Source organism: Nocardioides sp., from assembly GCF_036405735.1.
Taxonomy (GTDB): domain Bacteria; phylum Actinomycetota; class Actinomycetes; order Propionibacteriales; family Nocardioidaceae; genus Nocardioides.
The window spans coordinates 1-24,569 of record NZ_DASWXC010000024.1 but is presented as its reverse complement, the minus strand read 5'-3'; the positions used below and the strand labels follow the sequence as shown (position 1 = coordinate 24,569).

General features: G+C 74.2%; 20 protein-coding genes and 1 pseudogene. 17 read left to right on the top strand and 4 right to left on the bottom strand.

Going from position 1 to position 24,569, the window contains the following annotated elements:
* Positions 1 to 13 precede the first annotated feature (13 nt).
* Entirely contained in the window at positions 14 to 1,363 is a 1,350-nt protein-coding gene (gene gdhA / locus VGE38_RS04300; RefSeq protein WP_331141299.1) for an NADP-specific glutamate dehydrogenase, read from the bottom strand.
* A gap of 132 nt (positions 1,364 to 1,495) precedes the next feature.
* Between gdhA and VGE38_RS04295 the strand changes: the two genes are divergently transcribed.
* From VGE38_RS04295 to VGE38_RS04265, 7 genes are all read left to right on the top strand, one after another.
* Entirely contained in the window at positions 1,496 to 3,622 is a 2,127-nt protein-coding gene (locus VGE38_RS04295; protein WP_524538539.1) for a molybdopterin oxidoreductase family protein, read from the top strand.
* On the top strand, positions 3,619 to 5,094 hold the full coding sequence (locus VGE38_RS04290; protein WP_331141297.1) for an NAD(P)/FAD-dependent oxidoreductase: 1,476 nt from the start codon (positions 3,619 to 3,621) through the stop codon (positions 5,092 to 5,094). Before VGE38_RS04295 ends, VGE38_RS04290 begins: the two co-directional genes overlap by 4 nt.
* A 74-nt stretch (positions 5,095 to 5,168) precedes the next feature.
* Positions 5,169 to 7,751 carry a nitrite reductase large subunit NirB gene (gene nirB / locus VGE38_RS04285; RefSeq protein WP_331141296.1) on the top strand — a complete coding sequence of 861 codons (2,583 nt, stop codon included), beginning with the start codon at positions 5,169 to 5,171 and terminating at the stop codon, positions 7,749 to 7,751.
* Complete coding sequence (gene nirD, locus VGE38_RS04280) at positions 7,748 to 8,083, top strand: nitrite reductase small subunit NirD (RefSeq protein WP_331141295.1); 336 nt, start codon at positions 7,748 to 7,750, stop codon at positions 8,081 to 8,083. The genes nirB and nirD overlap by 4 nt, the downstream gene beginning before the upstream one ends.
* Positions 8,080 to 9,213, top strand: coding sequence for a uroporphyrinogen-III synthase (locus VGE38_RS04275; protein WP_331141294.1), 1,134 nt, complete (start codon positions 8,080 to 8,082; stop codon positions 9,211 to 9,213). Before nirD ends, VGE38_RS04275 begins: the two co-directional genes overlap by 4 nt.
* Positions 9,210 to 9,905: a sirohydrochlorin chelatase gene (locus tag VGE38_RS04270; protein ID WP_331141293.1), complete on the top strand. Its 696-nt coding sequence runs from the start codon at positions 9,210 to 9,212 to the stop codon at positions 9,903 to 9,905. Before VGE38_RS04275 ends, VGE38_RS04270 begins: the two co-directional genes overlap by 4 nt.
* A gap of 39 nt (positions 9,906 to 9,944) precedes the next feature.
* Positions 9,945 to 10,733 carry an SDR family oxidoreductase gene (locus VGE38_RS04265; protein ID WP_331141292.1) on the top strand — a complete coding sequence of 263 codons (789 nt, stop codon included), beginning with the start codon at positions 9,945 to 9,947 and terminating at the stop codon, positions 10,731 to 10,733.
* Positions 10,734 to 10,743: 10 nt separating this feature from the next.
* Here the strand turns inward: VGE38_RS04265 and VGE38_RS04260 are convergent, their stop codons facing one another.
* Positions 10,744 to 11,646, bottom strand: coding sequence for a class I SAM-dependent methyltransferase (locus tag VGE38_RS04260; protein ID WP_331141291.1), 903 nt, complete (start codon positions 11,644 to 11,646; stop codon positions 10,744 to 10,746).
* A gap of 47 nt (positions 11,647 to 11,693) precedes the next feature.
* Here VGE38_RS04260 and VGE38_RS04255 point away from each other — a divergent pair, with 47 nt between their 5' ends.
* Positions 11,694 to 12,434 (top strand): Fic family protein, encoded by a 741-nt coding sequence (locus VGE38_RS04255; protein WP_331141290.1) that lies wholly within the window; start codon positions 11,694 to 11,696, stop codon positions 12,432 to 12,434.
* 15 nt (positions 12,435 to 12,449) lie between these two features.
* On the opposite strand, the gene VGE38_RS04250 is transcribed toward VGE38_RS04255, so the two are convergent.
* Positions 12,450 to 13,193 carry an IclR family transcriptional regulator gene (locus tag VGE38_RS04250; RefSeq protein WP_331141289.1) on the bottom strand — a complete coding sequence of 248 codons (744 nt, stop codon included), beginning with the start codon at positions 13,191 to 13,193 and terminating at the stop codon, positions 12,450 to 12,452.
* Positions 13,194 to 13,286: 93 nt separating this feature from the next.
* Between VGE38_RS04250 and hutH the strand changes: the two genes are divergently transcribed.
* The 5 genes from hutH to hutI are packed head-to-tail and all read left to right on the top strand — an operon-like array spanning position 13,287 to position 19,966.
* Positions 13,287 to 14,849: a histidine ammonia-lyase gene (hutH, locus tag VGE38_RS04245; protein ID WP_331141288.1), complete on the top strand. Its 1,563-nt coding sequence runs from the start codon at positions 13,287 to 13,289 to the stop codon at positions 14,847 to 14,849.
* The gene (hutU, locus tag VGE38_RS04240; RefSeq protein ID WP_331141287.1) at positions 14,846 to 16,549 is read left to right on the top strand and encodes a urocanate hydratase; all 1,704 of its coding nucleotides are present in this window, start codon (positions 14,846 to 14,848) and stop codon (positions 16,547 to 16,549) included. Before hutH ends, hutU begins: the two co-directional genes overlap by 4 nt.
* Entirely contained in the window at positions 16,549 to 17,721 is a 1,173-nt protein-coding gene (locus VGE38_RS04235; RefSeq protein ID WP_331141286.1) for an allantoate amidohydrolase, read from the top strand. The genes hutU and VGE38_RS04235 overlap by 1 nt, the downstream gene beginning before the upstream one ends.
* Entirely contained in the window at positions 17,718 to 18,839 is a 1,122-nt protein-coding gene (locus VGE38_RS04230) for a formimidoylglutamate deiminase (RefSeq protein ID WP_331141285.1), read from the top strand. The genes VGE38_RS04235 and VGE38_RS04230 overlap by 4 nt, the downstream gene beginning before the upstream one ends.
* Positions 18,836 to 19,966 carry an imidazolonepropionase gene (gene hutI / locus VGE38_RS04225; protein WP_331141284.1) on the top strand — a complete coding sequence of 377 codons (1,131 nt, stop codon included), beginning with the start codon at positions 18,836 to 18,838 and terminating at the stop codon, positions 19,964 to 19,966. Before VGE38_RS04230 ends, hutI begins: the two co-directional genes overlap by 4 nt.
* A gap of 355 nt (positions 19,967 to 20,321) precedes the next feature.
* On the opposite strand, the gene VGE38_RS04220 is transcribed toward hutI, so the two are convergent.
* A complete protein-coding gene (locus tag VGE38_RS04220; RefSeq protein WP_331141283.1) occupies positions 20,322 to 21,122 on the bottom strand; it encodes an HAD family hydrolase in 801 nt (266 codons plus the stop codon).
* 116 nt (positions 21,123 to 21,238) lie between these two features.
* On the opposite strand from VGE38_RS04220, the gene ssd reads away from it, so the two are divergent.
* The 4 genes and pseudogenes from ssd to VGE38_RS04200 form a co-directional block, all read left to right on the top strand.
* On the top strand, positions 21,239 to 22,276 hold the full coding sequence (gene ssd, locus VGE38_RS04215) for a septum site-determining protein Ssd (RefSeq protein ID WP_331141282.1): 1,038 nt from the start codon (positions 21,239 to 21,241) through the stop codon (positions 22,274 to 22,276).
* Complete coding sequence (locus VGE38_RS04210; RefSeq protein WP_331141281.1) at positions 22,273 to 23,439, top strand: TadA family conjugal transfer-associated ATPase; 1,167 nt, start codon at positions 22,273 to 22,275, stop codon at positions 23,437 to 23,439. The genes ssd and VGE38_RS04210 overlap by 4 nt, the downstream gene beginning before the upstream one ends.
* Positions 23,433 to 24,224, top strand: coding sequence for a type II secretion system F family protein (locus VGE38_RS04205; protein ID WP_331141280.1), 792 nt, complete (start codon positions 23,433 to 23,435; stop codon positions 24,222 to 24,224). Before VGE38_RS04210 ends, VGE38_RS04205 begins: the two co-directional genes overlap by 7 nt.
* Positions 24,221 to 24,569, top strand: a pseudogene (locus VGE38_RS04200) (type II secretion system F family protein); the annotation flags it as partial. The gene VGE38_RS04205 and the pseudogene VGE38_RS04200, both read left to right, overlap by 4 nt.

Below are 24,569 nucleotides of genomic sequence, written 5' to 3'. Positions count from 1 at the left end.
GTCGCGAGTGAGCTCAGATGACGCCGAGCGCGAGCATCGCGTCGGCGACCTGGATGAAGCCGGAGATGTTGGCGCCGGCCACGTAGTTGCCGGGGGCGCCGTACTCCTCGGCGGTCTCCAGGCAGCGCTGGTGGATGCCGATCATGATGTCCTGCAGCCGCTCCTCGGTGTGGGCGAAGGACCACGAGTCCCGCGAGGCGTTCTGCTGCATCTCCAGGGCGCTGGTCGCCACGCCGCCCGCGTTGGCGGCCTTGCCCGGCGCGAAGGCGACACCCGCCTCCGAGAAGACCCGGACCGCCTCGGGGGTGCAGGGCATGTTGGCGCCCTCGGCCACGACCGTGCAGCCGTTGCCGACCAGGGTCGCGGCGGCCGCGCCGTCGAGCTCGTTCTGCGTCGCGCACGGCAGGGCAATGTCGCACGGGACGTCCCACAGCGAGCCGCCGCTGACGAAGCGGGCCGGCGCGCCGCGCTCCTCGGCGTACGTCGCGATCCGGTCGCGCCGCACCTCCTTGATCTCCTTGAGCAGCTCGAGGTCGAGACCCTTCTCGTCGACGACGTAGCCGCTGGAGTCCGAGCAGGCGACCACGGTCGCGCCGAGCGCCGCGGCCTTCTCGGCGGCGTAGATCGCGACGTTGCCCGAGCCGGAGATCACGACCGTCTTGCCCTCGAAGGAGGTGCCGCGCGCCTTGAGGATCTCCTCGGCGAAGAAGACGGTGCCGTAGCCGGTCGCCTCGGTGCGGACGAGCGAGCCGCCCCAGCCGATGCCCTTGCCGGTCAGCACGCCGGACTCGTAGCGGTTGGTGATCCGCTTGTACTGGCCGAACAGGTAGCCGATCTCGCGGCCGCCGACGCCGATGTCACCGGCCGGGACGTCGGTGTACTCGCCGATGTGGCGGTAGAGCTCGGTCATGAACGACTGGCAGAACCGCATGATCTCGGCGTCGCTGCGGCCCTTCGGGTCGAAGTCCGCGCCGCCCTTGCCGCCGCCGATCGGCATGCCGGTGAGGGCGTTCTTGAAGATCTGCTCGAAGCCGAGGAACTTCACGATGCCCAGGTAGACCGAGGGGTGGAACCGCAGTCCGCCCTTGTAGGGACCCAGAGCCGAGTTGAACTCGACCCGGAAGCCGCGGTTGAGCTGGACCCGGCCGGCGTCGTCGACCCACGGGACCCGGAAGATGATCTGCCGCTCGGGCTCGCAGATGCGCCGGATGATCTCGGCGTCGGTGTACTCCGGGTGACGCTGGACGACCGGGTCGAGGCTGTCGAGCAGCTCCTTGGTGGCCTGGTGGAACTCCGTCTCACCGGGGTTGCGGGTGAGGATCTCGTCGAAGATCGGCTGGAGGGCGGGGTTGAGCGCGGTCACGCTGTTCTCCTCAGGGCATGGCCGGGTGCGGACTGGCCGACCAGGGCGCCGTTGCCCCGCGGCGGCGTCGCAGTGGTGTGAGGCTGTGAGGAGCCGTTCACGTCGCGGTGCGCCGCGACGGTGCCACTGGAAATGTCGACGCTGCCCAATGGTCCCATGACTCGGCGTGTCAAGCCCAACCAGGGGACCTTCACCCACTGTCCGTACTGCAGTCTGCAGTGTGGGATGGCCGTCCGTCCCTCGGGACGCGGAGCGCTGCAGATCGCCCCGTGGGAGGACTTTCCGGTCAACGCGGGCGCGCTGTGTCGCAAGGGCTGGGCGGCCGGGGGCCTGCGCGGCAGCCGCGAGCGGATCACGACCCCGCTGGTCCGCTCACGGGAGGACGGGGAGTGGTCGGCGGTGTCGTGGGACGCCGCGCTCGACCTCGTCGCGGCCCGGCTCGCCGCGCTCCGCGCGACGGCGGGCCCCGACGCCAACGCGGTCTTCGGCGGTGGCGGCCTGACCAACGAGAAGGCCTACCAGCTCGGCAAGTTCGCTCGAGTCGCGCTCGGGACGAGCCGGATCGACTACAACGGCCGGTGGTGCATGAGCTCGGCCGCCAGCGCCGCCAACCAGGCCTTCGGCATCGACCGCGGACTGCCGTTCCCGCTCGCCGACATCGAGCACGCGGACGTCGTGGTCCTCGTCGGATCCAACCTCGCGGAGACGATGCCGCCGGCCGCGCGACACCTCGACGCGCTCCGGGCGAACGGCGGCCGGGTCGTGGTCATCGACCCCCGCCGTACCCCCACCGCGGAGCGGGCCGACGTCTTCCTCCAGCCGGTGCCCGGCACCGACCTCGCGCTCGCGCTCGGGACGCTGCACCTGCTCGACGCGGCGGGCGCCGTCGACGAGGCGTACGTCGCCGCGCGCACCACCGGCTGGGAGGACGTCCGCAGCAGCGTGGCCGCCTGGTGGCCGGAGCGGGTCGAGCGCGTCACGGGCGTCGCGGCCGGGGAGCTGCGCGCGCTCGCCGGGTTGCTGGCCTCCTCGGAGCGCGTGATGGTGCTGACCGCCCGGGGCGCGGAGCAGCACAGCCAGGGCACCGCCACGGTGCTCGCCTGGATCGACGTCGCGCTCGCCCTCGGCATGCCCGGCCGGCCGTACGCCGGCTACGGCTGTCTCACCGGACAGGGCAACGGCCAGGGCGGCCGCGAGCACGGCCAGAAGGCGGACCAGCTGCCGGGCTACCGGATGATCGACGACCCGGCGGCCCGCGACCACGTCGCCCGGGTCTGGGGCGTCGACCCGTCCTCGCTTCCCGGCAGGGGCCCCTCCGCCTACGAGCTGCTGTCCTCGCTCGCCACGCCCGGCGGGCCCCGGTCGCTGCTGGTCTTCGGCTCCAACGTCGTCGTGTCGGCGCCCAACGCGCTGGCCGTCCGCGAGCGACTCGCCGCGCTGGACCTCCTGGTCGTCTGCGACCTGGTGATGAGCGAGACCGCCGCGATGGCCGACGTCGTGCTGCCGGTGACGCAGTGGGCCGAGGAGAGCGGCACCATGACCAACCTCGAAGGCCGGGTGATCCTGCGGGAGCGGGCGGTCGCGCCGCCCGCGGGGGTGCGGTCCGATCTCGAGGTGATCGCCGGGCTGGCGGACCGGCTCGGCGCGCCGTCGACGTGGTCGACCGACCCGGAGGAGGTCTTCACCGAGCTGCGCGCTGCGTCTGCCGGCGGCAGGGCCGACTACGGCGGCATCAGCTACGAGCGGATCCGGGCCGAGAACGGCGTCTTCTGGCCGTGTCCCGCCCTCCCGGACGGATCCAGCCACCCCGGGACACCGCGGCTGTTCGCCGAGCGGTTCGCCACATCCGACGGCCGGGCCAGGTTCCACGCCGTCGACCACGCCGGCGCCGCGGAGCAGCCGTCGCCGAGCCATCCGCTGCACCTGACGACCGGCCGCGTGCTGGCGCAGTACCAGTCCGGCGCGCAGACCCGCCGGATCGCCGAACTGCCCGACGACGGGCCGTTCGCTGAGATCCATCCGACGCTGGCTGACCGGATCGGGGTGAGCGACGGCGACCCGGTGGTCGTGACCACGCCCCGCGGCTCGATGACGGCCCCGGCACGCGTCGTTCCCACGATCCGGCCCGACACCGTCTTCGTGCCGTTCCACTGGGTCGGTGCCAACCGGCTCACCAACGACGCGCTCGACCCCACCAGCCGGATGCCGGAGTTCAAGGTGTGCGCCTGCTCGGTCGTGCCCGCGGGGCCGACGTCATGACCCAGCGGCCCCAGCGGCCCCGGCGGCCCCGGCGGATCGTCGTCGTCGGCAACGGCATGGCGGCGGTGCGGCTGGTGGAGGCACTCCTCGCCCGCGGCGTCACCGACTCGATCACCGTGCTCGGCGCCGAGCGGCACGCCCCCTACAACCGCATCCTGCTCTCCGCGGTGTTGGAGGGCACGCACCGGCCCGAGGCGATCACGCTCCGCTCGAGGGAGTGGTACGCCGGCAACGGGGTCGAGCTGCGCCTCGGCTGCCGGGTCGCGGCCGTCCACCGCGACAGCCAGGAGGTCGAGCTCGCTGACGGGAGCCGCGTCCCGTACGACCGGTTGGTGCTGGCGACCGGCAGCATCCCGACGCTGCCGCCGATCCGCGGCGTCGTGCGGCCCGACGGCCGCCTGCACGACGCGGTGCACGCGTTCCGCAGCCTCGACGACTGCCGACGGCTGCTGGCCGCCGTCCCGGCCGCGCGCCGGGCGGTGGTCGTCGGTGGCGGCCTGCTGGGCCTCCAGGTCGCCCGCGCGCTGAGCGTCCGCGGGGTCGACACCGAGATCGTCGAGGGCGGCGGCCATCTGCTGCGCGGACACGTCGACGAGGCCGCGGGCGCGGTGCTGCAGCGGTCGCTGGAGCGGCTCGGGACGCGGGTCTACACCGGCGCCCGGGCCGTCCGGCTGACCGACGCCGGGAGCCGCGTCGGACTCCGGCTCGACAACGGCTTCACCCTCGACACCGACCTCGTCGTCCTCACCGCCGGCGGCCGGCCGAGCGTCGACCTGGCGCGTCGGGCCGGGCTCGCCACCCGCCGCGGGATCGTGGTCGACGACACGCTCGCGACCGCGGATCCGGCGATCTTCGCCATCGGTGACTGCGCGGAGCACGGCGGCACGACGACCGGGTTCGTCCCTCCCGCGTGGGAGCAGGCCGGCGTCCTCGCCGCCCGGCTGGGCGGGGGAACGGAGAGCTACGGCGGTCACCGCACCGTCGCCCGGCTCCGTGCCACCGACCTGGAGGTCGCCGTCCTGGGCGACCGGCAGCAGCCGGCGCCTGAGGAGGACGAGGTGGTGCAGGTCTCCAATCCGATCGCCGGCGTCCACAAGCGGCTGGTCGTGCGGGGCGGGGTCATCGTGGCCGCGACCCTGGTCGGCGACCTGACGCAGATCGGCGTGATCACCCAGTTCTTCGACCGTGGCACCGTGCTGGGCCGCCGCGAGCCCGGAGCCCTCGTCACACCACCGCGCAGCACGCCCGCCGCGGAGACGGTCGCGGCGGCGCTTCCCGACGACGCCGAGGTGTGTGCGTGCGCCGGTGTCTCCGCCGGCCGGATCCGTGCCTGTGGCTCGGTCGCCGAGGCCGCGGAGACCACGCGGGCCACCACGGGGTGCGGGGGCTGCACGACGACGGTGGCCGCGCTGGTGGCCGGGCCGGTGGACGGGCTGGTGGGCGGGACCCGTGAGGCCGTGAGCAAGCCGTGACCGGATCCGACACACGAGGTAACCGACCCCTCACATCGCCTTCCTAGCGTCGGTCCCGACGCGAGGAGGTCACGATGAGCGAGCAGAGCAAGCGCCGGCGTCAACAACTGGTGGTCGTCGGCCACGGCATGGTCGGGCACCGGTTCGTCGAGGCGGCCATCGAGCGCGGCCTGACCGAGACGCACGACATCACGGTGCTCGGCGCGGAAACCCGGCCGGCGTACGACCGGGTCGCGCTGACCAGCTTCTTCGAGGTCGGCGCCGCGGCGCTGAGCCTCCTCCCCGACGGCAGGTACGGCGACTCCCGCGTCACCCTGCGCACCGGGGTCGAGGTCGTCGCGGTGAGCCCCCGGCAGCGGATCATCACGCTGCGTGACACCCGGGGCAACGGCGAGGACCTCCCCTACGACGAGCTGGTGCTCGCGACGGGCGCCTATCCGTTCGTGCCACCGGTGCCAGGCAAGGACCTCGACGGGGTCTTCGTCTACCGCACCATCGAGGACCTCGAGGCGATCCGCAAGGCCGCCAAGCGGGCCAAGAGCGGCGCCGTCGTCGGCGGCGGCCTGCTCGGCCTGGAGGCGGCCAACGCGCTGCGCCAGCTCGGTCTGGAGACCCACGTCGTCGAGCTCGCCCCGCGGCTGATGGCCGTCCAGGTCGACGCCGCCGGTGGCCGGACGCTCTCGCGTCACGTCGAGCAGCTGGGGCTCACCGTGCACACCGGTGCCATGACCGAGGCGATCCTCGGAGCCGGCAAGGTGACGGGGATGGTGCTCAAGGACCGCAAGCCGCTCGACGTCGACCTGGTCGTCTTCTCCGCCGGCATCCGGCCACGGGACGCGCTCGGACGGGCCGCGGGCCTCACCGTCGCCGAGCGCGGCGGCATCCTGGTCGACCAGCACTGCCGCACCAGCGACCAGCACATCTACGCGATCGGGGAGTGCGCCGCACCCGGCGGCACCATGTACGGCCTGGTCGCCCCCGGCTACGCGATGGCCGAGGTCGTGGTGGACACCCTGCTGGGCGGCGCGGCCACCTTCGAGGGGGCCGACATGTCGACCAAGCTCAAGCTGCTCGGCGTCGACGTCGCCTCCTTCGGTGACGCCCACGGCCGGACCGAGGGTGCGCTGGAGCTGACGTACGCCGACGACGTGGCCGGCGTCTACAAGAAGCTCGTCATCTCCGAGGACCCGGGGGACGGCACCATGAGGCTCCTGGGTGGCGTCCTGGTCGGTGACGCCTCCGCCTACGGCGTACTCCGCCCGATGGCGGCCAGCGGACTGCCGCTCCCCGACAACCCGGAGGAGCTCATCCTCCCTGCCGCGACGGGCGCGTCCGGTGCGGCGGCCGGCCTGGCGCTGCCGGCCGAGGCGCAGGTCTGCTCGTGCAACAACGTCACCAGGGTCGACATCGAGGCGGCCGTCGACGCCGGCTCCGAGACGGCCGCCGAGGTCACCCGGCAGACCAAGGCGGGTGCCACCTGCGGGTCCTGCAAGGCCACGGTCAAGAGGATCGTCGAGGACTACTTCGCCGCCCAGGGCAGGGTCGTCGACACGAGCCTGTGCGAGCACTTCGCGATGACGCGGGCCGAGCTGTTCGACGTCGTGCTGATCCACGGCTACACCCGCTTCGACCAGATCGTCGAGGCGCACGGCACCGGCCGCGGCTGTGACATCTGCAAGCCTGCCGTCGCCTCGATCCTGGCCTCCCAGCTGGGTGGGCACGTGCTGGCCGCGGAGCACCGCACCCTGCAGGACACCAACGACGCCTTCCTCGCCAACATCCAGCGCAACGGCACCTACTCCGTCGTCCCGCGCATCCCGGGCGGCGAGATCACTCCCGAGCGGCTCATCGTGATCGGCGAGGTCGCCCGCGACTTCGGCCTCTACACGAAGATCACCGGCGGTCAGCGCATCGACCTCCTCGGCGCTCGCGTGGAGCAGCTGCCCGCCATCTGGGCGCGCCTGGTCGACGCCGGCTTCGAGTCCGGCCACGCCTACGGCAAGGCGCTGCGCACGGTGAAGTCGTGCGTCGGGTCGACCTGGTGCCGCTACGGCGTGCAGGACTCGGTCGGCCTCGCCATCGAGCTCGAGCTGCGCTATCGCGGCCTGCGCTCGCCCCACAAGCTCAAGGGCGGGGTCTCCGGATGCGCCCGCGAGTGCGCCGAGGCGCGGGGCAAGGACTTCGGGGTCATCGCCACCGAGAAGGGCTGGAACCTGTACGTCGGCGGCAACGGCGGCGCGATCCCGGCCCATGCCCGCCTGCTGGCCGGCGACCTCTCGACCGAGGAGCTGGTCCGCTACCTCGACCGTTTCCTCATGTACTACATCCGCACCGCCGACCGGCTGCAGCGGACCTCGACCTGGATCGACAGTCTCGAGGGCGGCCTGGACCGGGTGCGCTCGGTCGTGGTCGACGACGTGCTCGGCCTCGGCAGCGAGCTGGAGGCGGCGATGGCCCGGCACGTCGACTCCTATGTCGACGAGTGGCGGGCGACACTGGCCGATCCCGAGAAGCTGCGCCGGTTCGTCTCCTTCGTCAACGCGCCCGAGACGCCCGACCCCACGATCAGCTTCGGCGTGACCCGCGACCAGATCGTCCCGGTCGCGGCGCAGGGCGCAGTCGCGCTCGGCTCGACCATCGCGGTCGGTGCGCCGTGAGCTGGACCCCGGTCTGCCGTCTGGACGAGATCGACGTCGAAGGCGGGGTCGCGGCCCTGGTCGACGGCGCGGCGATCGCAATCTTCCGGACACACGACGGCAACCTGTTCGCGATCTCCAACGACGACCCTTGGTCGCAGGCATCGGTGCTGGCTCGTGGCATCGTCGGAACTCGTGGTGACGTTCCGTTCGTCGCCTCGCCGATGCACAAGCAGGCCTTCGACCTGCGCACCGGGCAGTGCCTCGATGACGCGGCAGTGCGGGTGCCGTCGTACGACGTCCGGGTCGAGGACGGCATGGTCCACGTGGGTCCACGCAGGGAGAGCAGATGAGTGACACCCTTCCGCTGAGCGGCTTCCGCATCGGGGTGACGGCGGCCCGGAAGGTCGAGGAGCAGATCGCTCTGCTCCAGCGCCGCGGCGCCGAGGTCGAGTGGGCCCCGGCGCTCTCGGTCGCTCCCAACCACGTCGACGAGGCATCGCTGCGCGCCGCGACCGAGCAGGTGCTCGCCCAGCCGGTCGACATGCTCCTGGCCACCACCGGGATCGGGATGCGGACCTGGTTCGACCGGGCCGAGCAGTGGGGACTCCTGCCGGACCTGCTCGACCGCCTCCGCTCCGCGGAGATCCTCGCCCGGGGCCCCAAGAGCGTCGGCGCGCTGCGACGGCGGGGACTCCGGGAGCTGTGGGCGCCGGCGTCGGAGTCCTTCGACGACGTCCTGCAGCACCTGCGGGGACGCGACCTCGGCGGGCTGCGCATCGTCGTGCAGGAGCACGGCCAGTCGCTCTCGATGGCCGCGCACGCCCTGCGCCGGCAGGGCGCGGAGGTGCTGACGGTCACCGTCTACCGGGTGGAGGCGGCGGAGGACCCCCAGCCGATGTTCAAGCTCGTCGATCTCATCGCCGACCGCGCGCTCGACGCGGTCACCTTCACCGCCGCCCCGGCCGTGGCGGCGGTGATGCAGGCCGCCACGTCGACCGGCCGCCGCGACGAGGTGGTCGCGGCCTTCCAGGCCGACGTCGTCGCTTCCTGCGTCGGCCCGGTGACCGCCGCCGCGTTCGAGGGGTGGGGCGTCCCGACGATCTACCCCGACCGCTCCCGGCTCGCCGCGATGGTCAAGCAGCTCGAGCACGAGCTGCCCGCGCGCCGTGCCGGGCTGACCATCGAGCTGGCCGGCGGTCACCAGCTGCTGCTGCGGGGCGACGGCTCGCTCGACACGGTGCTGCTCGACGGCGTCGAGGTCCGGCTCTCCCCGACCCCGGGCGCCGTGCTGCAGGCGCTGGTCGCCAACCCGGGCGTCGTCGTCTCCCGTCAGGCGATGCTGCCGATGCTCCCATCCGGCACTGCGGGCTCCGAGCACGCCGTGGAGATGGCCGTGGCCCGGCTGCGCAGTGCACTCGGCACCGCGACCGTGCAGACCGTCGTCAAGCGCGGCTACCGGCTGGCGGTGGCCGGCTCGTGACGCCGCCGCGGCTGGTGACCGTCGCCCACGGCACCCGTACGCCGGCCGGCAACCGCGTCGCCGCCGAGCTCACCCGTGCCGCCGGGGCGATGCTGAGCCTCGACGCGCAGGTGTCCTACGTCGAGCTGTGCGAGCCGCTCCTGGCAGACGTGCTCGCGGCGTCACCGGGCCCGACGGTCGTGGTGCCCCTGTTGCTCTCGACCGGCTACCACGTCCGGCAGGACCTGCCCCGGTCCGTCGCCGCGGCACGCAGTCGGGTGGTGCTGGGTCCGGTAGTGCTGGGCGGTCCGCTCGGGCCGGACCCGCTGCTCGCGGCCGCCCAGGTCGAGCGGCTCCGGGAGGCCGGGGCCCGGGCCGGGCAACCGGTCACGATGGTGGCGGCCGGCTCCGAGGACGCCACCACGAGCGCCGATCTGACGGTGGCGGCCGACCTGCTCGGCGCCGCGTGGGGCGCACCCGTGCGGCTGGCGACGCTGGCCGGCCGCGGCAGCCGGATGCTCGACGTGGTCCGGCCCGGCGACGCGGTGTCGCCGTACCTGCTGGCTCCCGGCTTCTTCGCCGACCGGGCCCACAGCCTCGCGCTCCACGCCGGCGCGGGCGTCGTCGCCGAGCCGATCGGACCCCACCCGCTCGTGATCGAGCTGGTGGCCCGGCGCGCCGAGTCGCTCCTCCCGCTGCCGCAGGCCCACTGACGCCACATCGCAGGTGGGTCCCGCGGGTACCCCACCGGCATGAGCCATCCACGCCTTGCGATCGTCACTGGTTCCGACTCCGGCATCGGCGCGGCCACGGCCGAGCTGCTCGCCTCGGAGGGGTACGACGTCGGCCTGACCTGTCACCTGGACGTGGCCTCCCTGGAGGAGACCGTCGAGGCGGTCAGCCGCCGCGGCCAGCGCGCCGTCGTCGCCCAGTTCGACGCTGCCTCGCCGACCGCCGGCGACGTCGTCGACCGGCTGGTGACCGAGCTGGGCGGTGTCGGCGTGGTCGTCAACGTCGCGGGGACGGGCCACTCCGACCCGGTCCTGGACCTCTCCTTCGACCGATGGCGGCAGGTGCTCGCCACCGACCTCGACGGGCCGTTCCTCGTCGCCCAGCGCGCGGCCCAGCACATGGTGGACGCCGGTGTCGGGGGCCGGATCATCAACGTCACCAGCGTGCACGAGCACGTGCCGCGGGTCGGGTCGGCGGCGTACTGCTCCGCCAAGGCCGGCCTCGGCATGCTGACCAAGGTGATGGCCCTCGAGCTGGCGCCGTACGGCATCACGGTCAACGCGGTCGCACCGGGCGAGATCGCCACCGAGATGACCGGCGAGGAGGAGAAGGACGCCTACCGCATCGAACGGCCCGGCAATCCCGTCGGACGCCCCGGGCATGTCAACGAGGTGGCGTCGGTGATCGGGTTCCTCGCCTCGCCGCGGGCGTCGTACGTCACCGGTGCGTCCTACACCGTCGACGGCGGCCTGATGCTGATGGCCGCCCACGGGCACGACCAGGACAGCGGCGACTGGCGCTCCCTCTGACGCGCCGGAGTCAGCGGAAGTTGATCAGCAGCATGCCGGTGTCGTCGCTCGAACCGTCGCGAACACCCTCGAGGATCGCGGGCAGCCGCTCGGCGGTGTCGGTCAGGCCGGCGGCGACGGAGGCGGAGATGACGGTCGTGCCGACCGGCTGAGCCGGCACGGGTGGACGGACCGGCAGCTGGTTGGTGACCGTCGCGCGGAAGCAGTGGCAGCGGTAGGGCAGCTGCATCCCGTCCATGCCGCGGCCGTAGTCGTCGTAGAACGCCAGCACCTCGGTCCGCTTCGCCTCCCGCTCCGCGTCCGACAGGCCGGCGAGGTTGGAGCGCGAGAGGACCAGGTCGACGATGCTGTGCTGGTCGATGCGCTGCCAGAACGTGAAGGTCGCGCTCTCGACGGCGACGAAGTTGCCGGACTCCTCGAGCTGCTCGGTGGGGTCGATCGACTCGATCCGCTTGCCGATGAGGCCACCCAGCCGGCGTACCCACGGGATGGACTCGTCGCGCTGGTTCCACGCGAGCGCCACCGTGCCGCCCGGCTTCAGGACACGGGCGATCTCGGGTACGGCGACCGCGGGGTCGAACCAGTGGAACGCCTGCCCGGCGACGACGACGTCGTAGGTCATGTCGGGCGCGGGGATGCGCTCGGCGGTGGCCACGCTGGTGCGAACATCGGGCAGGGTGCCTTGCAGCACCGCCAGCATCGCCTCGTCGGGATCGGTGGCATGCACGTCATGGCCCAGCTCGACCAGCGCGGCCGTGAGCTTCCCGGTCCCGGCGCCCAGCTCGAGCACGCTCACGGGCTCCTCGCCCACCAGCCAGGCCGCCGCCTCCAGGGGGTAGGCGGGGCGGCCGCGGTGGTAGCTGTCGGCGACGGCGCCGAACGACAGACCAGGGGAGGTGACGGGCTCGCTCATGGGCTCCCACGTTAGACCCTCGCAGGGTTGATCTAGCGTTGTCGCCCGTGAGCACGTCTGGTGTCGCCGACCCACTGGCCTGGTTGACGTCCCTGGAGGGCGTCGGCTCGGCGTACGCCGCCACGCGGGACGGCATCGACGTGATGCTGCGCGACCGCGGGCTGCGGCGGACCTCCCCCGAGACGACCGCGGAGTCCCTGCTGCGCGGCGCGCACGCGTCGGCGGTGCTCGAGGGGTCGAGCGCCACGCTGGCCGAGGTCCGTGAGAACGGCGGCGACGCGATCGCCCGGGACGCGGTCCGGCTCTCCACCGAGCTGCTCGCCCTGGTCCCGACGCTGAAGCGCGCGCCCCTGCAGGCGCTGGCCCGGCTCCACGCCGTCGCCGCCACCGGCTCGGTCGCCGCGGACGAGCTGGGCCGGCCGCGCGACGCCGGCTCGGCCCAACGGCTGCGCGCGCTGGCGGACCTGCTCGTGGCGCCGACCCAGGCGCCCGCGCTGGTGGTCGCCGCGCTGGTGCACGCCGACCTGGTCACGGCCGCGCCGTTCGCCTCCCACAACGGGATCGTCGCGCGGGCCGCCGAGCGGCTGGTGCTGGTCGCCCGCGGGGTGGACGAGAAGTCGCTGGTGGTGCCGGAGGCGGGGCACCTGGCGCTGCGGGCGGAGTACGAGTCGAACCTGCGCGGCTATCGCGACGGCGGCCGCGCCGGCGTCCACGCCTGGCTGCTGTACGGCGCCGAGGCGTTCGCGGCGGGTGCCGAGGCGTCACCGCTGAGGCGCGCCGCCGAGTAGGCCAGGTGCCCGGGCTCACTCCAGCCGGCGCCGGATCGTCGCGGCGGTCCGGCGCAGCCCGTCGAGGACCCGCTCGAGCGGTGGCGGGTCGTCGGAGGGCCAGGTGACCGCGAGGCTGGCGACCACGGACGGGGCCGTGATGGGGACGCCCACCGAGGCGAAGCCCTCGGTGACCTCCGAGTCCTCCTCGGCGAAGCCGCGCCGCCGGGTCTCGACCAGCAGCCGGCGCAGCGCGCCGGGTGAGGAGGGGCCGCGGCCGGTGCGGGTCGTGAACGCCGCGGGGCCGGGGTAGAGCGCCCGCACCTGGGCGGCCGGGAGCGAGGCCAGGATCGCCCGGCCGCTCGCGGTCAGGTGCGCCGGCAGCCGGACGCCGACGTCGGTGACCAGCGGCGGCCGGCCGGGCGCGCGCTCCTCGAGCACGTAGAGGACGTCGGATCCGTGCAGCACGGCCAGGTGGGCGACGTGGCCGACGCGGTGCACCAGGTCGGCGAGGGGGCGGCGGGCGAGCCGCGCCAGCGGCTCCTGCCGCGACCAGCCCTGACCCACCTCCCACGCGGCGACGCCCACGCCCCAGGTGCGGTCGGCGTCATAGTGGAGCACGAACGACTCCTCCGCCATCGCGTGGAGCAGGTGGTAGGTCGTCGAGCGGGGCAGCCCGAGTTCGGCGGCGATGCGGCTCGCCGGGATCGGCCGCGGCTGGGTGGAGAGCAGCCGGAGCACGCGCAGGGCGGCGGTCGCGGCGGGCACGGGTCGGCTCACCCCCACAGTGTTCCTCAAGAACGTCTCGCATCCGAGACACATCCCGCGCCGGCGTACTCGTCAAGTGAGCGGCGCCGGAGTGGGATGGGGGGCATGGAGACAGTGGAGCCCGGGCAGCGGGTCGAGATCGGCGTGGGGCCGCTCACGCCGGAGCAGGTCGTGGCCGTCGCCCGCGGCGGCGCGCGCGTGAGCCTCACCGACGACGCACGTGTGGCGATCGCGGAGGGCCGGGCGGTCGTTGACAAGCTGGCGGCGAGCGACGAGCCGGTCTACGGCGTCTCGACCGGCTTCGGGGCGCTGGCCACCCGTCACATCCCGGTCGAGCGCCGTGCGCAGCTGCAGCGCAGCCTGATCCGCTCCCACGCCGCCGGCTCCGGTCCGCGCGTCGAGGACGAGGTCGTCCGGGCCCTGATGCTGCTGCGCGCCTCGACGCTCGCGACCGGCCGCACCGGCGTGCGCCTGGAGACCGCGGAGGCGTACGTCGCGCTGCTGGACTCCGGCCTCGTCCCGGTCGTGCACGAGCACGGCAGCCTGGGCTGCTCCGGGGACCTGGCGCCGCTCTCGCACTGCGCGCTGGCGCTGATGGGCGAGGGCCGGGTGGTCGAGGACGGCACCGAGGTGCCGGCCGCCGAGGCGCTCGCCCGCCACGGCCTGACGCCCGTCGAGCTCGCCGAGAAGGAGGGGCTCGCCCTCATCAACGGCACCGACGGCATGCTCGGCATGCTCGTCCTCGCGCTCCACGACTTGCGCCGGCTCGCCGACACCGCCGACCTGGCCGCCGCGATGAGCGTCGAGGGCCTGCTCGGCACCGACCGCGTCTTCGCGCCCGACCTGATGGCGCTGCGCCCCCAGCCCGGCCAGGCGGTCAGCGCCGCCCGGATGCAGGCCTTCCTTGCCGGCTCGCCGATCGTCGCCAGCCACCGCCACGGCGACGGCGTCGTCCAGGACGCCTACTCGCTGCGGTGCGCGCCGCAGGTCAACGGCGGCCTGCGCGACACCGTCGAGTACGCCGCCGGCGTGGCCGGCCACGAGCTGGCGGCCGCCATCGACAACCCGTCCGTGCTGCCCGACGGCCGGATCGAGTCGCACGGCAACTTCCACGGCGCGCCGTTGGCCTACGTGCTCGACTTCCTCGCGATCCCGCTCGCGGACGTCGCCAGCATGAGCGAGCGGCGCACCGACCGGTTCCTCGACGTGAGCCGCAATCGCGGCCTGCCGGCGTTCCTCGGCGACGACCCGGGCGTCGACTCCGGTCACATGATCGCGCAGTACACCCAGGCCGCGATCGTCGCCGAGCTCAAGCGGCTGGCCGTCCCGGCGAGCGTCGACTCGATCCCGTCGAGCGCGATGCAGGAGGACCACGTCTCGATGGGCTGGTCGGCCGCCCGCAAGCTGCGCCGCGCCGTCGACGGACTCACCCGGGTGCTCGCGATCGAGATCCTGACCGCCGCCCGGGGCATCGACCTCCGGGCCCCGTTGCGACCGGCGGCCGCCACCGGCGCCGCCATCGCGGTGCTGCGCGACCACGTCACCGGCCCCGGACCCGACCGCTTCCTCGCCGAGGAGATCGAGGCCGCCGTACGCCTCGTGCGCAGCGGTGCGCTGCTCGAGGCGGCGGTCTCGACAGGCTCGACCAACGGATCGGAGACCCGATGAACCGCGAGATCCGTGCCCCGCGGGGCACCACGCTGACCGCCCGGTCCTGGCAGACCGAGGCGCCGCTGCGGATGCTGATGAACAACCTCGACCCGGACGTTGCCGAGCGGCCGGACGACCTGGTCGTCTACGGCGGCACCGGCCGCGCCGCGCGCAGCTGGGAGGCCTACGACGCCATCGTGCGCACCCTCACCACGCTGGCCGACGACGAGACCCTGCTGGTGCAGTCGGGCAAGCCGGTCGGCGTCTTCCGCACCCACGAGTGGGCGCCGCGGGTGCTGATCGCCAACTCCAACCTGGTCGGCGACTGGGCGACCTGGCCGGAGTTCCGCCGGCTCGAGGCCGAGGGGCTGACGATGTACGGCCAGATGACGGCCGGCTCGTGGATCTACATCGGCACCCAGGGGATCCTGCAGGGCACCTACGAGACGTTCGGAGCGGTCGCCCGCGCTCTCGCTGGTCGAGTAGCCGGTCGCGAGGGACGAGCGACCGGCGTATCGAGACCCTCGCTGAAGGGCACCCTCACCCTCACCGGCGGCTGCGGCGGCATGGGCGGCGCCCAGCCGCTCGCCGTCACGATGAACGACGGCGCCGTGCTGATCGTCGACGTCGACGAGACGCGTCTGGCGCGGCGGGTCGAGAACGGCTACCTCGACGAGTACACGACGTCCTACGAGGATGCCGTGGCGCGCGCGGTGGCCGCCAAGGAGGCCGGCGAGGCCCGCTCGGTCGGCCTGGTGGGCAACGCCGCCGAGGTCTTCGAGCGGCTGCTCGCCGACGACGTGCCGGTCGACGTCGTGACCGACCAGACCAGCGCCCACGACCCGCTGAGCTACCTGCCAGTCGGGATCGATGTCGCCGACTGGAAGTCGGCGGCGGAGAAGGACCCGGAGGGCTTCACGAAGGCCGCGCGGGAGTCGATGGCCCGCCAGGTCGCCGCGATGGTCGGCTTCCAGGACAAGGGCGCGGAGGTCTTCGACTACGGCAACTCGATCCGGGAGGAGGCGCGGCTGGCCGGGTTCGACCGGGCGTTCGCGTTCCCGGGGTTCGTGCCGGCGTACATCCGCCCGCTCTTCTGCGAGGGCAAGGGCCCGTTCCGATGGGCGGCGCTCTCCGGCGACCCCGCCGACATCGCCGCCACCGACCGGGCGGTGCTCGAGCTCTTCCCCGAGGACGACCACCTGCGCCGATGGATCACCAAAGCGGGTGAGCAGGTGCAGTTCCAGGGGCTGCCGGCCCGGATCTGCTGGCTGGGCTACCAGGAGCGCCACCTGGCCGGGCTGCGCTTCAACGAGATGGTCGCCTCCGGCGAGCTCTCGGCGCCGGTGGTGATCGGCCGTGACCACCTCGACTCCGGCTCGGTCGCCTCCCCCTACCGCGAGACCGAGGCCATGGCCGACGGCTCCGACGCGATCGCCGACTGGCCGCTGCTCAACGCCCTGCTCAACACCGCCTCGGGCGCCACCTGGGTCTCGCTCCACCACGGCGGCGGCGTCGGGATCGGCCGCTCCATCCACGCCGGCCAGGTGATCGTCGCCGACGGCACCGAGCTGGCCGCCGAGAAGATCGCCCGCGTGCTCGTCAACGACCCCGGCACCGGCGTGATGCGGCACGTCGACGCGGGCTACGACCGGGCCCGCGAGGTCGCCCGCGAGCGCGGGCTGCGGGTTCCGATGGACGAGCCCCGGGACCGGTCCTGATGCTGGAGGCCATCGCCGACATCGGTCGCGACCCGCGCGGCGGCTGGTTCCGCGCCCCCTGGACCGACGCCGAGCTCACGCTGCGCGAGTGGTTCACGGCCGAGGCGGAGAAGCGCGGACTGGACCTCGTCGAGGACGGCAACGGCAACCTGCTCGCCTGGTGGGGCTCTCCGTCGGGGACCAGCGCCGACGCGGTGCTGCTCGGCTCGCATCTGGACTCCGTGCGCGGCGGCGGAGAGTACGACGGCCCGCTCGGCGTCGTCTCGTCCTTCGCCGCCCTCGACCGGCTGCGGGCGGCCGGCCATGTGCCGGACCGGCCGGTGGTGGTCGCCTGCTTCGTCGGTGAGGAGGGGTCGCGCTTCGGCGTCGCCTGTCTCGGCTCCCGGCTGGCCGTCGACGGCGACACCCGGCTCCTGGACCTGCGCGACGACGCCGGCGTCAGCCTCGCCGAGGCGATGCGGGCCTGTGGCCGCGACCCGGAGCGCGCCGGCCGGGCCGCGTGGCTCGACGACATCGGCACCTTCGTGGAGCTCCACGTCGAGCAGGGCCGGGGCCTGGCCGACCTCGACGCGCCGGTCGGGGTCGCGACGGGCATCTGGCCGCACGGACGCTGGCGGTTCGACCTCACCGGGAAGGCCGACCATGCCGGCAGCACCCGGATGGAGGACCGGCACGACCCGATGCTGACCTACGCGACGACCGTGCTGGCCGCCAACAAGCAGGCCCGGGTCGCGGGACAGCGCGCGACGTTCGGCCGGCTCGAGGTGAGTCCCGGAAGCACCAACGCCATCGCCTCGCGGGTCACCGCCTGGCTCGACGCCCGAGCGTCCTCGCCGGAGGCGCTCGACGACCTGCTGCGGGACGTCGAGCGGCAGGCCGCCGACCGGGCCGAGCGCGACGGCACCCGACTGCGGGTCACCGCTGAGTCGGTCTCACCCGCCGTCTGGTTCGACGAGGCGCTGCGCGAGCAGCTCGCGGGTCTGCTCGGCGCGCCCACACTGCCGACCGCGGCCGGCCACGACGCCGGCGTACTGGCCGCTGTGGTGCCCACTGCCATGCTCTTCGTGCGCAACCCGACCGGGGTGTCCCACTCGCCGGAGGAGTACGCCGAGGACGCGGACTGCGCCGCCGGGGTCGAGGCCCTGGCGCGGGTCGTGGAGGAGCTGACGTGATCGAGATCCCCGCCTTCGCCAACTGCCACAGCCATGCGTTCCACCGGGCGCTGCGCGGCCGCGAGGCGGGCGGCGACACGTTCTGGGGCTGGCGGGAGCGGATGTACGCCGTGGCAGCGGCGCTCGACCCGGACCTGCTGCGCGAGCTCGCCACGGCGACCTACCTGGAGATGCGGCTCGCCGGCATCGACGCCGTGGGGGAGTTCCACTACCTACACCATGGGCCGGACGGCGTGCCGTACGCCGACCCCAACGAGACCGGTGAGGCGCTCATCGCCGCCGCCCGGGAGGCGGGCCTGCGGATCTGCCTGCTCGACGCCTGCTACCTCCGCTCGGGCTTCGAGGAGCCGGTGGCCGGGGTGCAGCGGCGGTTCGCCGACGCCTCCGCGGAGGCCTGGGCCACCCGGGTCGGCGCGCTCGCCGCCCGCCATGCCGGTGAGGATGACGTCGTCGTCGGCGCCGCGATCCACTCGGTGCGAGCCGTGCCCGTCAGCGACCTCGCCACCATCGCCACGGCACTGCCCGACGCGCCGCTGCACGTGCACGTGAGCGAGCAGCCCGCCGAGAACGCCGCCTGCCTGGCCGCCACCGGGCGCACCCCCGTGCAGCTGCTCGCCGAGGCCGGCGTCTGGTCCCCGCGCGCCACGGCCGTCCACGCCACCCACCTGACCGACGCCGACGTCGCGACGCTCGGCGGCGCCGGCGTGAGCGTCTGCTTCTGCCCGACCACCGAGGCGGAGCTGGCCGACGGCATCGGCCCGAGCGTCGCGCTCCGCGACGCGGGTGCGCGACTGACGCTCGGCTCCGACAGCAACACCGTGATCGACCTGTTCGCCGAGGCCCGCCTGGTCGAGATGCACGAGCGGCTCCGCTCGGGACGTCGCGGCGCCTGGCGCGCCGAGCAGCTGTGGCGGGCCGCCACGACGGACGGTCTCGCGTCGCTGGGGTTCGAGCCCGCGCAGACGATCGGGCTCGCCGAGTCCGTCCGCACGGCCGGCGCCACCGAGCCGCTGTGGGCGGCGTCCGCAGCCGACGTACGGGTCCCGGAGGTCGACCCCGCCGACGTCGCCGCGCGCCTCGACAAGGTCGTCCGCGCGGTGTGGGAGGCGGTGGCATGAGCCTGCTGATCACCGGCATCGGCGAACTGGTCACCTGGGAGGAGGACCAGCCGGTCCGCCGCGTCGCCGCCCTGGTCGCCGAGGACGGGATGGTCGCCTGGGTCGGTCCGGCCTCCGCCGCGCCCCCGGCCGACGAGGCGCTCGACGTCGCGGGGGCGGCGGTGATCCCCGGCTTCGTGGACGCCCACACCCACCTGGTCTTCGCGGGCGACCGCGTGGAGGAGTTCAGCGCGCGGATGGCGGGCACGCCGTACGCCGCCGGCGGGATCCGCACCACCGTCGCGGCCACCCGTGCGGCGAGCGACGCCGAGCTCGACGCGAACGTGCGGCGGCTCCTGGCCGAGCTGCGCCGCTCCGGGACGACCACCGTGGAGATCAAGAGCGGCTACGGCCTCAGCGTGGCCGACGAGGAGCGCAGCCTGCGCATCGCGCGGGCGCACACCTCCGAGACGACGTTCCTCGGCGCCCACGTCGTCCCGCCGGGCACCACGGTGGACGAGTACGTCGCGCTGGTGACCGGTCCGATGCTCGACGCCTGCGCTCCGCATGCCCGCTGGGTCGACGTGTTCTGCGAGGACGGCGCGTTCGGTGCGGACGCGGCCCGCACGGTGCTGGCCGCCGGGGCCGCCCGCGGCCTGCTGCCGCGCATCCACGCCAACCAGCTCGGCCCGGGGCCCGGCGTGCAGCTGGCGGCAGAGCTCGGCGCGGCCGCCGCCGACCACTGCAGCCATCTCACCGACGCGGACATCGACGCGCTGGCCTCCTCCGGTGTGGTGGCGGGGCTGCTGCCGGGTGCGGAGTTCTCGACCCGCCAGCCCTACCCCGACGCGCGGCGGCTGCTCGACGCCGGCGTGACGGTGGCGCTGGCGACCGACTGCAACCCCGGCTCGAGCTACACCACCTCGATGCCGTTCTGCCTCGCCCTCGCGGTGCGGGAGATGGGGATGACACCGCTCGAGGCGCTGCGGGCCGCGACGCTCGGTGGGGCGGCCTCGCTGCGGCGCTCGGACGTCGGCCATCTGGCCGTCGGGGCACGAGCCGACCTGGTGGTGCTGGCCGCGCCGACGGCGGCGCACCTGGCCTACCGTCCGGGTGTCGACCTGGTCGCCCGCGTCGTCGGCGGGTGAGGGGAGCAGGGGCCGGACATGCTGGTGGCATCCGGTCCACCCTGGTGCCAGGGCGATCCGGATGCCACCGCCGACACGCAACCTGTGGGCTACCAAGCGTGCATCATCAACTGCTGCCGCGGGGCTGATCCCCGCCCGGCATGCGCCCTGTCAGAAGGGTGGATCGCCGCGTGGGTACCCCGATCACGTGTGCGCCTGTTGAGTTCTCCCACTGACATTCCTACGCCTGTCGGACAGCCTCTTCAAGGGTTGACTTCTGGCCGATCAGGTGGATGATTCGGCGCCCGCCCGGAGGCTTCGGGAGGCTCTTCGGGCGTGCTTCCGGGCGATTCTGCGGGGCGCTGTTCGGGGCGTCTCAGGCGCCGATCCGGCGCCGGCGCGCGTTGGCCCACAGCACGCCGCCGGCGACGACCACGCCGCCCACGGCCAGCGTGGCCAGCGTGGCGCGCGCCGGCGGCAGCGGCAGCCGGCTGCGCAGCGCGACCGGCTTGGTGAAGACCAGGATGGGCCAGCCGTTCGCGGCGGCAGTGCGGCGCAGCTCCTTGTCGGGGTTGACGGCGAACGCGTGCCCCACGGCCTCCAGCATCGGTACGTCGGTGGCCGAGTCGCTGTAGGCGTAGCACTCCGACAGGTCGTAGCCGCGCGCCTCGGCGAGCGCCAGGACCGCCTTCGCCTTCTCCTCGGCGTAGGCGTAGTAGGCGATCTCGCCGGTGTAGCGACCGTCGGCGACGTTCATCCGGGTGGCGACGACGTGGTCGGCACCCAGCATCTCGCCGATGGGCTCGACCACCTCCGAGCCGCTGGTCGAGACGATGACGACGTCACGGCCGGCGGCCTTGTGCTCCTCGATCAGCTGCACGGCCTCGTCGTAGACCAGCGGGTCGACGATGTTGTGCAGCGTGTCGGCGACGATCTCGCGGACCACGTCGACGTCCCAGCCGGTGACCAGCTCGGACATGAACCGGCGCATCTTCTCCATCTGGTCGTGGTCGGCGCCGCCGACGACGTAGACGAACTGGGAGTAGACGCTGCGCAGCAGCGCCTTGCGCGAGATCAGGCCACCGGCTTGGAACGGCTTGCTGAACGCCAGGGTGCTCGACTTGGCGATGATCGTCTTGTCGAGGTCGAAGAAGGCCGCTTGCCGGCTGCTTGCCATGGCTCTCATCGTAGGCGGGCCGGTGGGCGTCCACAGGGGGATTGCGGTGAACCCCCGTCCACAGGATCGGGTGGTGCTCGCTGCCGCGGTCGGTCGGGACCGCGAAGGTCGGGGGCATGACCCGTGTCCTGCTCATCACCGCCGACGACCTGCTGCTCGACGAGCTTGTCCGGCTGGCTGCTGCCGCCGGCGCGGTCCCGGACGTCGCGCGCGACGTGACAGCGGCGCTGCGCGGCTGGCCGGGCGCGCCGCTCGTCCTGCTCGGCGCCGACCTCGCCGCCGAGGTGGCCCGCGCCTCGCCTGCCCGTCGCGATGGGGTGTACGTCGTCAGCTGGGGCGATCCGCCGGAGACGTTGTTCCGCGCGGCCCTTGCGGCCGGTGCGGAGGCCGTGGCGGAGCTACCCTCGGCGACCACCTGGTTGGCCGGACGGCTGACCGACGCCGGTGACGACCGACCGGCCCGGGGGCTGACGGTCGGGGTGCTGGCCGGTTCGGGTGGAGCGGGCGCGACGACGTTCGCCTGCGCCCTCGCCCAGGTCGCGGCCCGTCGGGGGCCGACCGTGGTCGTCGACGCCGACCCGCTCGGTGCGGGGATCGAGCGGGTGCTGGGCCTGGAATGGTGTGAGGGGGTGCGGTGGGGCGAGCTGGGCCGGACGGCGGGTCGGCTCAGCGCCCGCTCCTTGAAGGAGGCGCTGCCTCGAGCCGGTGAGCTGGCCGTGGTGGCCTGGGCTCCGGGCGAGCAGCGGTTGCTGGAGGTCGGCACGGCTCGCGAGGTGCTCTCCGCGGCGCGCCGCGGCCACGACACCGTGGTCCTCGACCTGCCGCGTGCGGCCGACCCGGTCACCGACGACCTGGTCAACAGGTGCGACCGGGTGCTCGTGCTCGTCTCCGGCTCGGTGACGGGAGTCGCCGCCGCGGCTCGGCTCGTGGGGCGGTTGCCCGACCCCGCCCGGCTCCGGCTGGTGGTGCGCGGTGCTGGGCCGTCCTCAGAGGCGGTGGCCCGGGCGATCGGGGTGCCCGTGCTGGCGGTGATGGCCGACCAGCGGGGGCTGGCCGAGGCGATCGACCTCGGCCTCGGCCCGGTGCGCTCCGGACGCGGGCCGCTGGGTCGCGCCGCGGCCGACGTCCTGGCGCGGCTCCAGGTCGCCGCATGAGCCCCGAGGTCGCGCCCGAGGTCGTCGACGGCGTCCGGGAGTGGCTCGCGCGCTCGCCCGGCGACCTCACCCCGCACCGGGTGGCCCAGGCGCTGCGGGCCGCCGGCCGCCCGGTCGGTGACGCGACGGTGCTGGCGGTCTACGAGGCGCTGCGCCGCGACGTGGTCGGCGCGGGTCCGCTGGAGCCGTTGCTGCGCACCCCCGGCGTCACCGATGTGCTGGTCAACGGCCCCGACCAGGTGTTCCTGGACCGCGGCCGCGGACTGGAGCCCGCGGCGGTGCGGTTTCCCGACGACGCGGCGGTCCGGCGCCTGGCGCAGCGGCTCGCGGCCGCAGGTGGACGGCGCCTCGACGACGCCGCGCCGTACGTCGACCTGCGGCTCCGCGACGGCACCCGGCTGCACGCCGTGCTCTCCCCGCTGGCGCGGCCCGGCACGGTGATCTCGCTGCGGGTGCCGGCACGCCGCGCCTTCTCGCTCGACGACCTCGTGGCGGCCGGCTCGCTGTCGTCGTCGGCGGCCGCGCTGCTGCGGGCGGTCGTGGCCGCCCGGGTCGCCTTCCTTGTCTCCGGCGGGACCGGAACCGGCAAGACCACGCTGCTCGCGGCCCTGCTGGCGCTGGTCGATCCCGAGGAGCGGATCGTGCTCGTGGAGGACTCCTCGGAGCTGCGACCGGTGCATCCCCACGTCGTCGGCCTGGAGGCACGGCCCGCCAACATCGAAGGCGCTGGCGCCGTGGAGGTCCGCACGCTCGTCCGGCAGGCGCTCCGGATGCGGCCGGACCGACTGGTGGTCGGAGAGGTGCGCGGCGCGGAGGTCGTCGACCTGCTCGCCGCCCTCAACACCGGCCACGAGGGCGGCTGCGGGACCCTCCACGCCAACTCCGCGCTCGACGTCCCCGCCCGGGTCGAGGCGCTGGCCCTGGCCGCCGGCCTCGGCCGGGAGGCGGCCCACAGCCAGCTCGCCTCGGGGGTCGACCTCGTCGTGCACCTGCAACGGGACCGCAGCGGTGTGCGCAGGTTGGCGCAGGTCGCCGTTCCGGTTCGGGCCGCCGACGGGCTGGTCCGCATGGAGCTCGCGGTCGGCGTCACCGGTGGCGGTCAGCTCGTCGAGGGCCCGGGCGCGGGCCGGTTGGCCGGACTCCTCGAGGAGGCCGCGTGCTGACGACCTCGGTCGCCCCCGTGTGCGCTGCGGTGTGCGCCGGCGCCGCGGTGGCGCTGCTGCTTACGACGCGGCCGACGCCGGACCGGCCTGCTCGGGTGCCGCGCCCCGCCGCTCGCTTCGGCTTCCTGACGGTCGCGGCGACCGCGCTGGGGCTTGCCGCGGGACCGCAGGTCGCCGTGGTCGCGGGGTTCGCGGGCGGTCTGCTGGCCGGGGCAGGGCTGCTGTGGCGCCGTCGCGCCGAGCGAGTGGCCGCCGTCCGCACCGCGAGCACCGTCGTTGAGGTCTGCGAGCAGCTGTCCGCCGAGCTCGCCTCGGGACAGCCACCCGGGCCGGCCCTGGACCGGGCCGCCGAGGACTGGCCCGCCCTGGCCCCCGTCGCGAAGGCGTTCCGGATCGGCTCGGACGTGCCTGCCGCGCTGCGTCGGGCGGCGACCACGCCGGGTGCCGGCGACCTGCGCTGGGTGGCGGCCGCCTGGCAGGTCGCGCAACGCACCGGGCAGGGGCTGGCCGACGCCGTCGACCGGGTCGCGATGGAGCTTCGCGCCGCCCAGGCGACCCGGCGGGTCGTCGACGGTGAGCTGGCATCGGCCCGGGCGACCGCCAAGCTGGTCGCCGCCCTGCCGGTCGCGGCGCTCGCGATGGGCTCCGGAGTCGGCGGCGATCCCTGGGCGTTCCTCTTCGGAACGCCGGTCGGAACCGCATGCCTGGCCGTCGGTGCCCTGCTGGGGTGGGTGGGGCTGTGGTGGATCGAGGGCATCGCCCGCAGCGTCGACAGGTCGCCATGAGCTCCATGGTGACCGCGGCGCTGCTCCTCGGCGCCGCCGCGGGCCTGGCGGTCCCGGCGCGGCCCTCGCTGTCGGGGTCGACGGTGGGTCTCGTCGAGCCGGCCGGTCCCCGCGAGGGTGACTGGATGCGCCGCCACCGGCCAGTGCTCAGTCTGCTGGCCGGGACCGGGGCCGCCACGCTGGTCGGCGGTCCGTTGGCCTGGCCGGCAGCGCTCGCCGCCGCGGTCGGGTGCTGGGTGGCGATCAGCCGCTCGGAGCCGGCGTCGGCACGCCGCGAGCGGGAGGCGCTGAGGCGCGACCTGCCGCACGCCGTACGGCTGCTGGCCGGCGCGCTGGGGGCCGGTG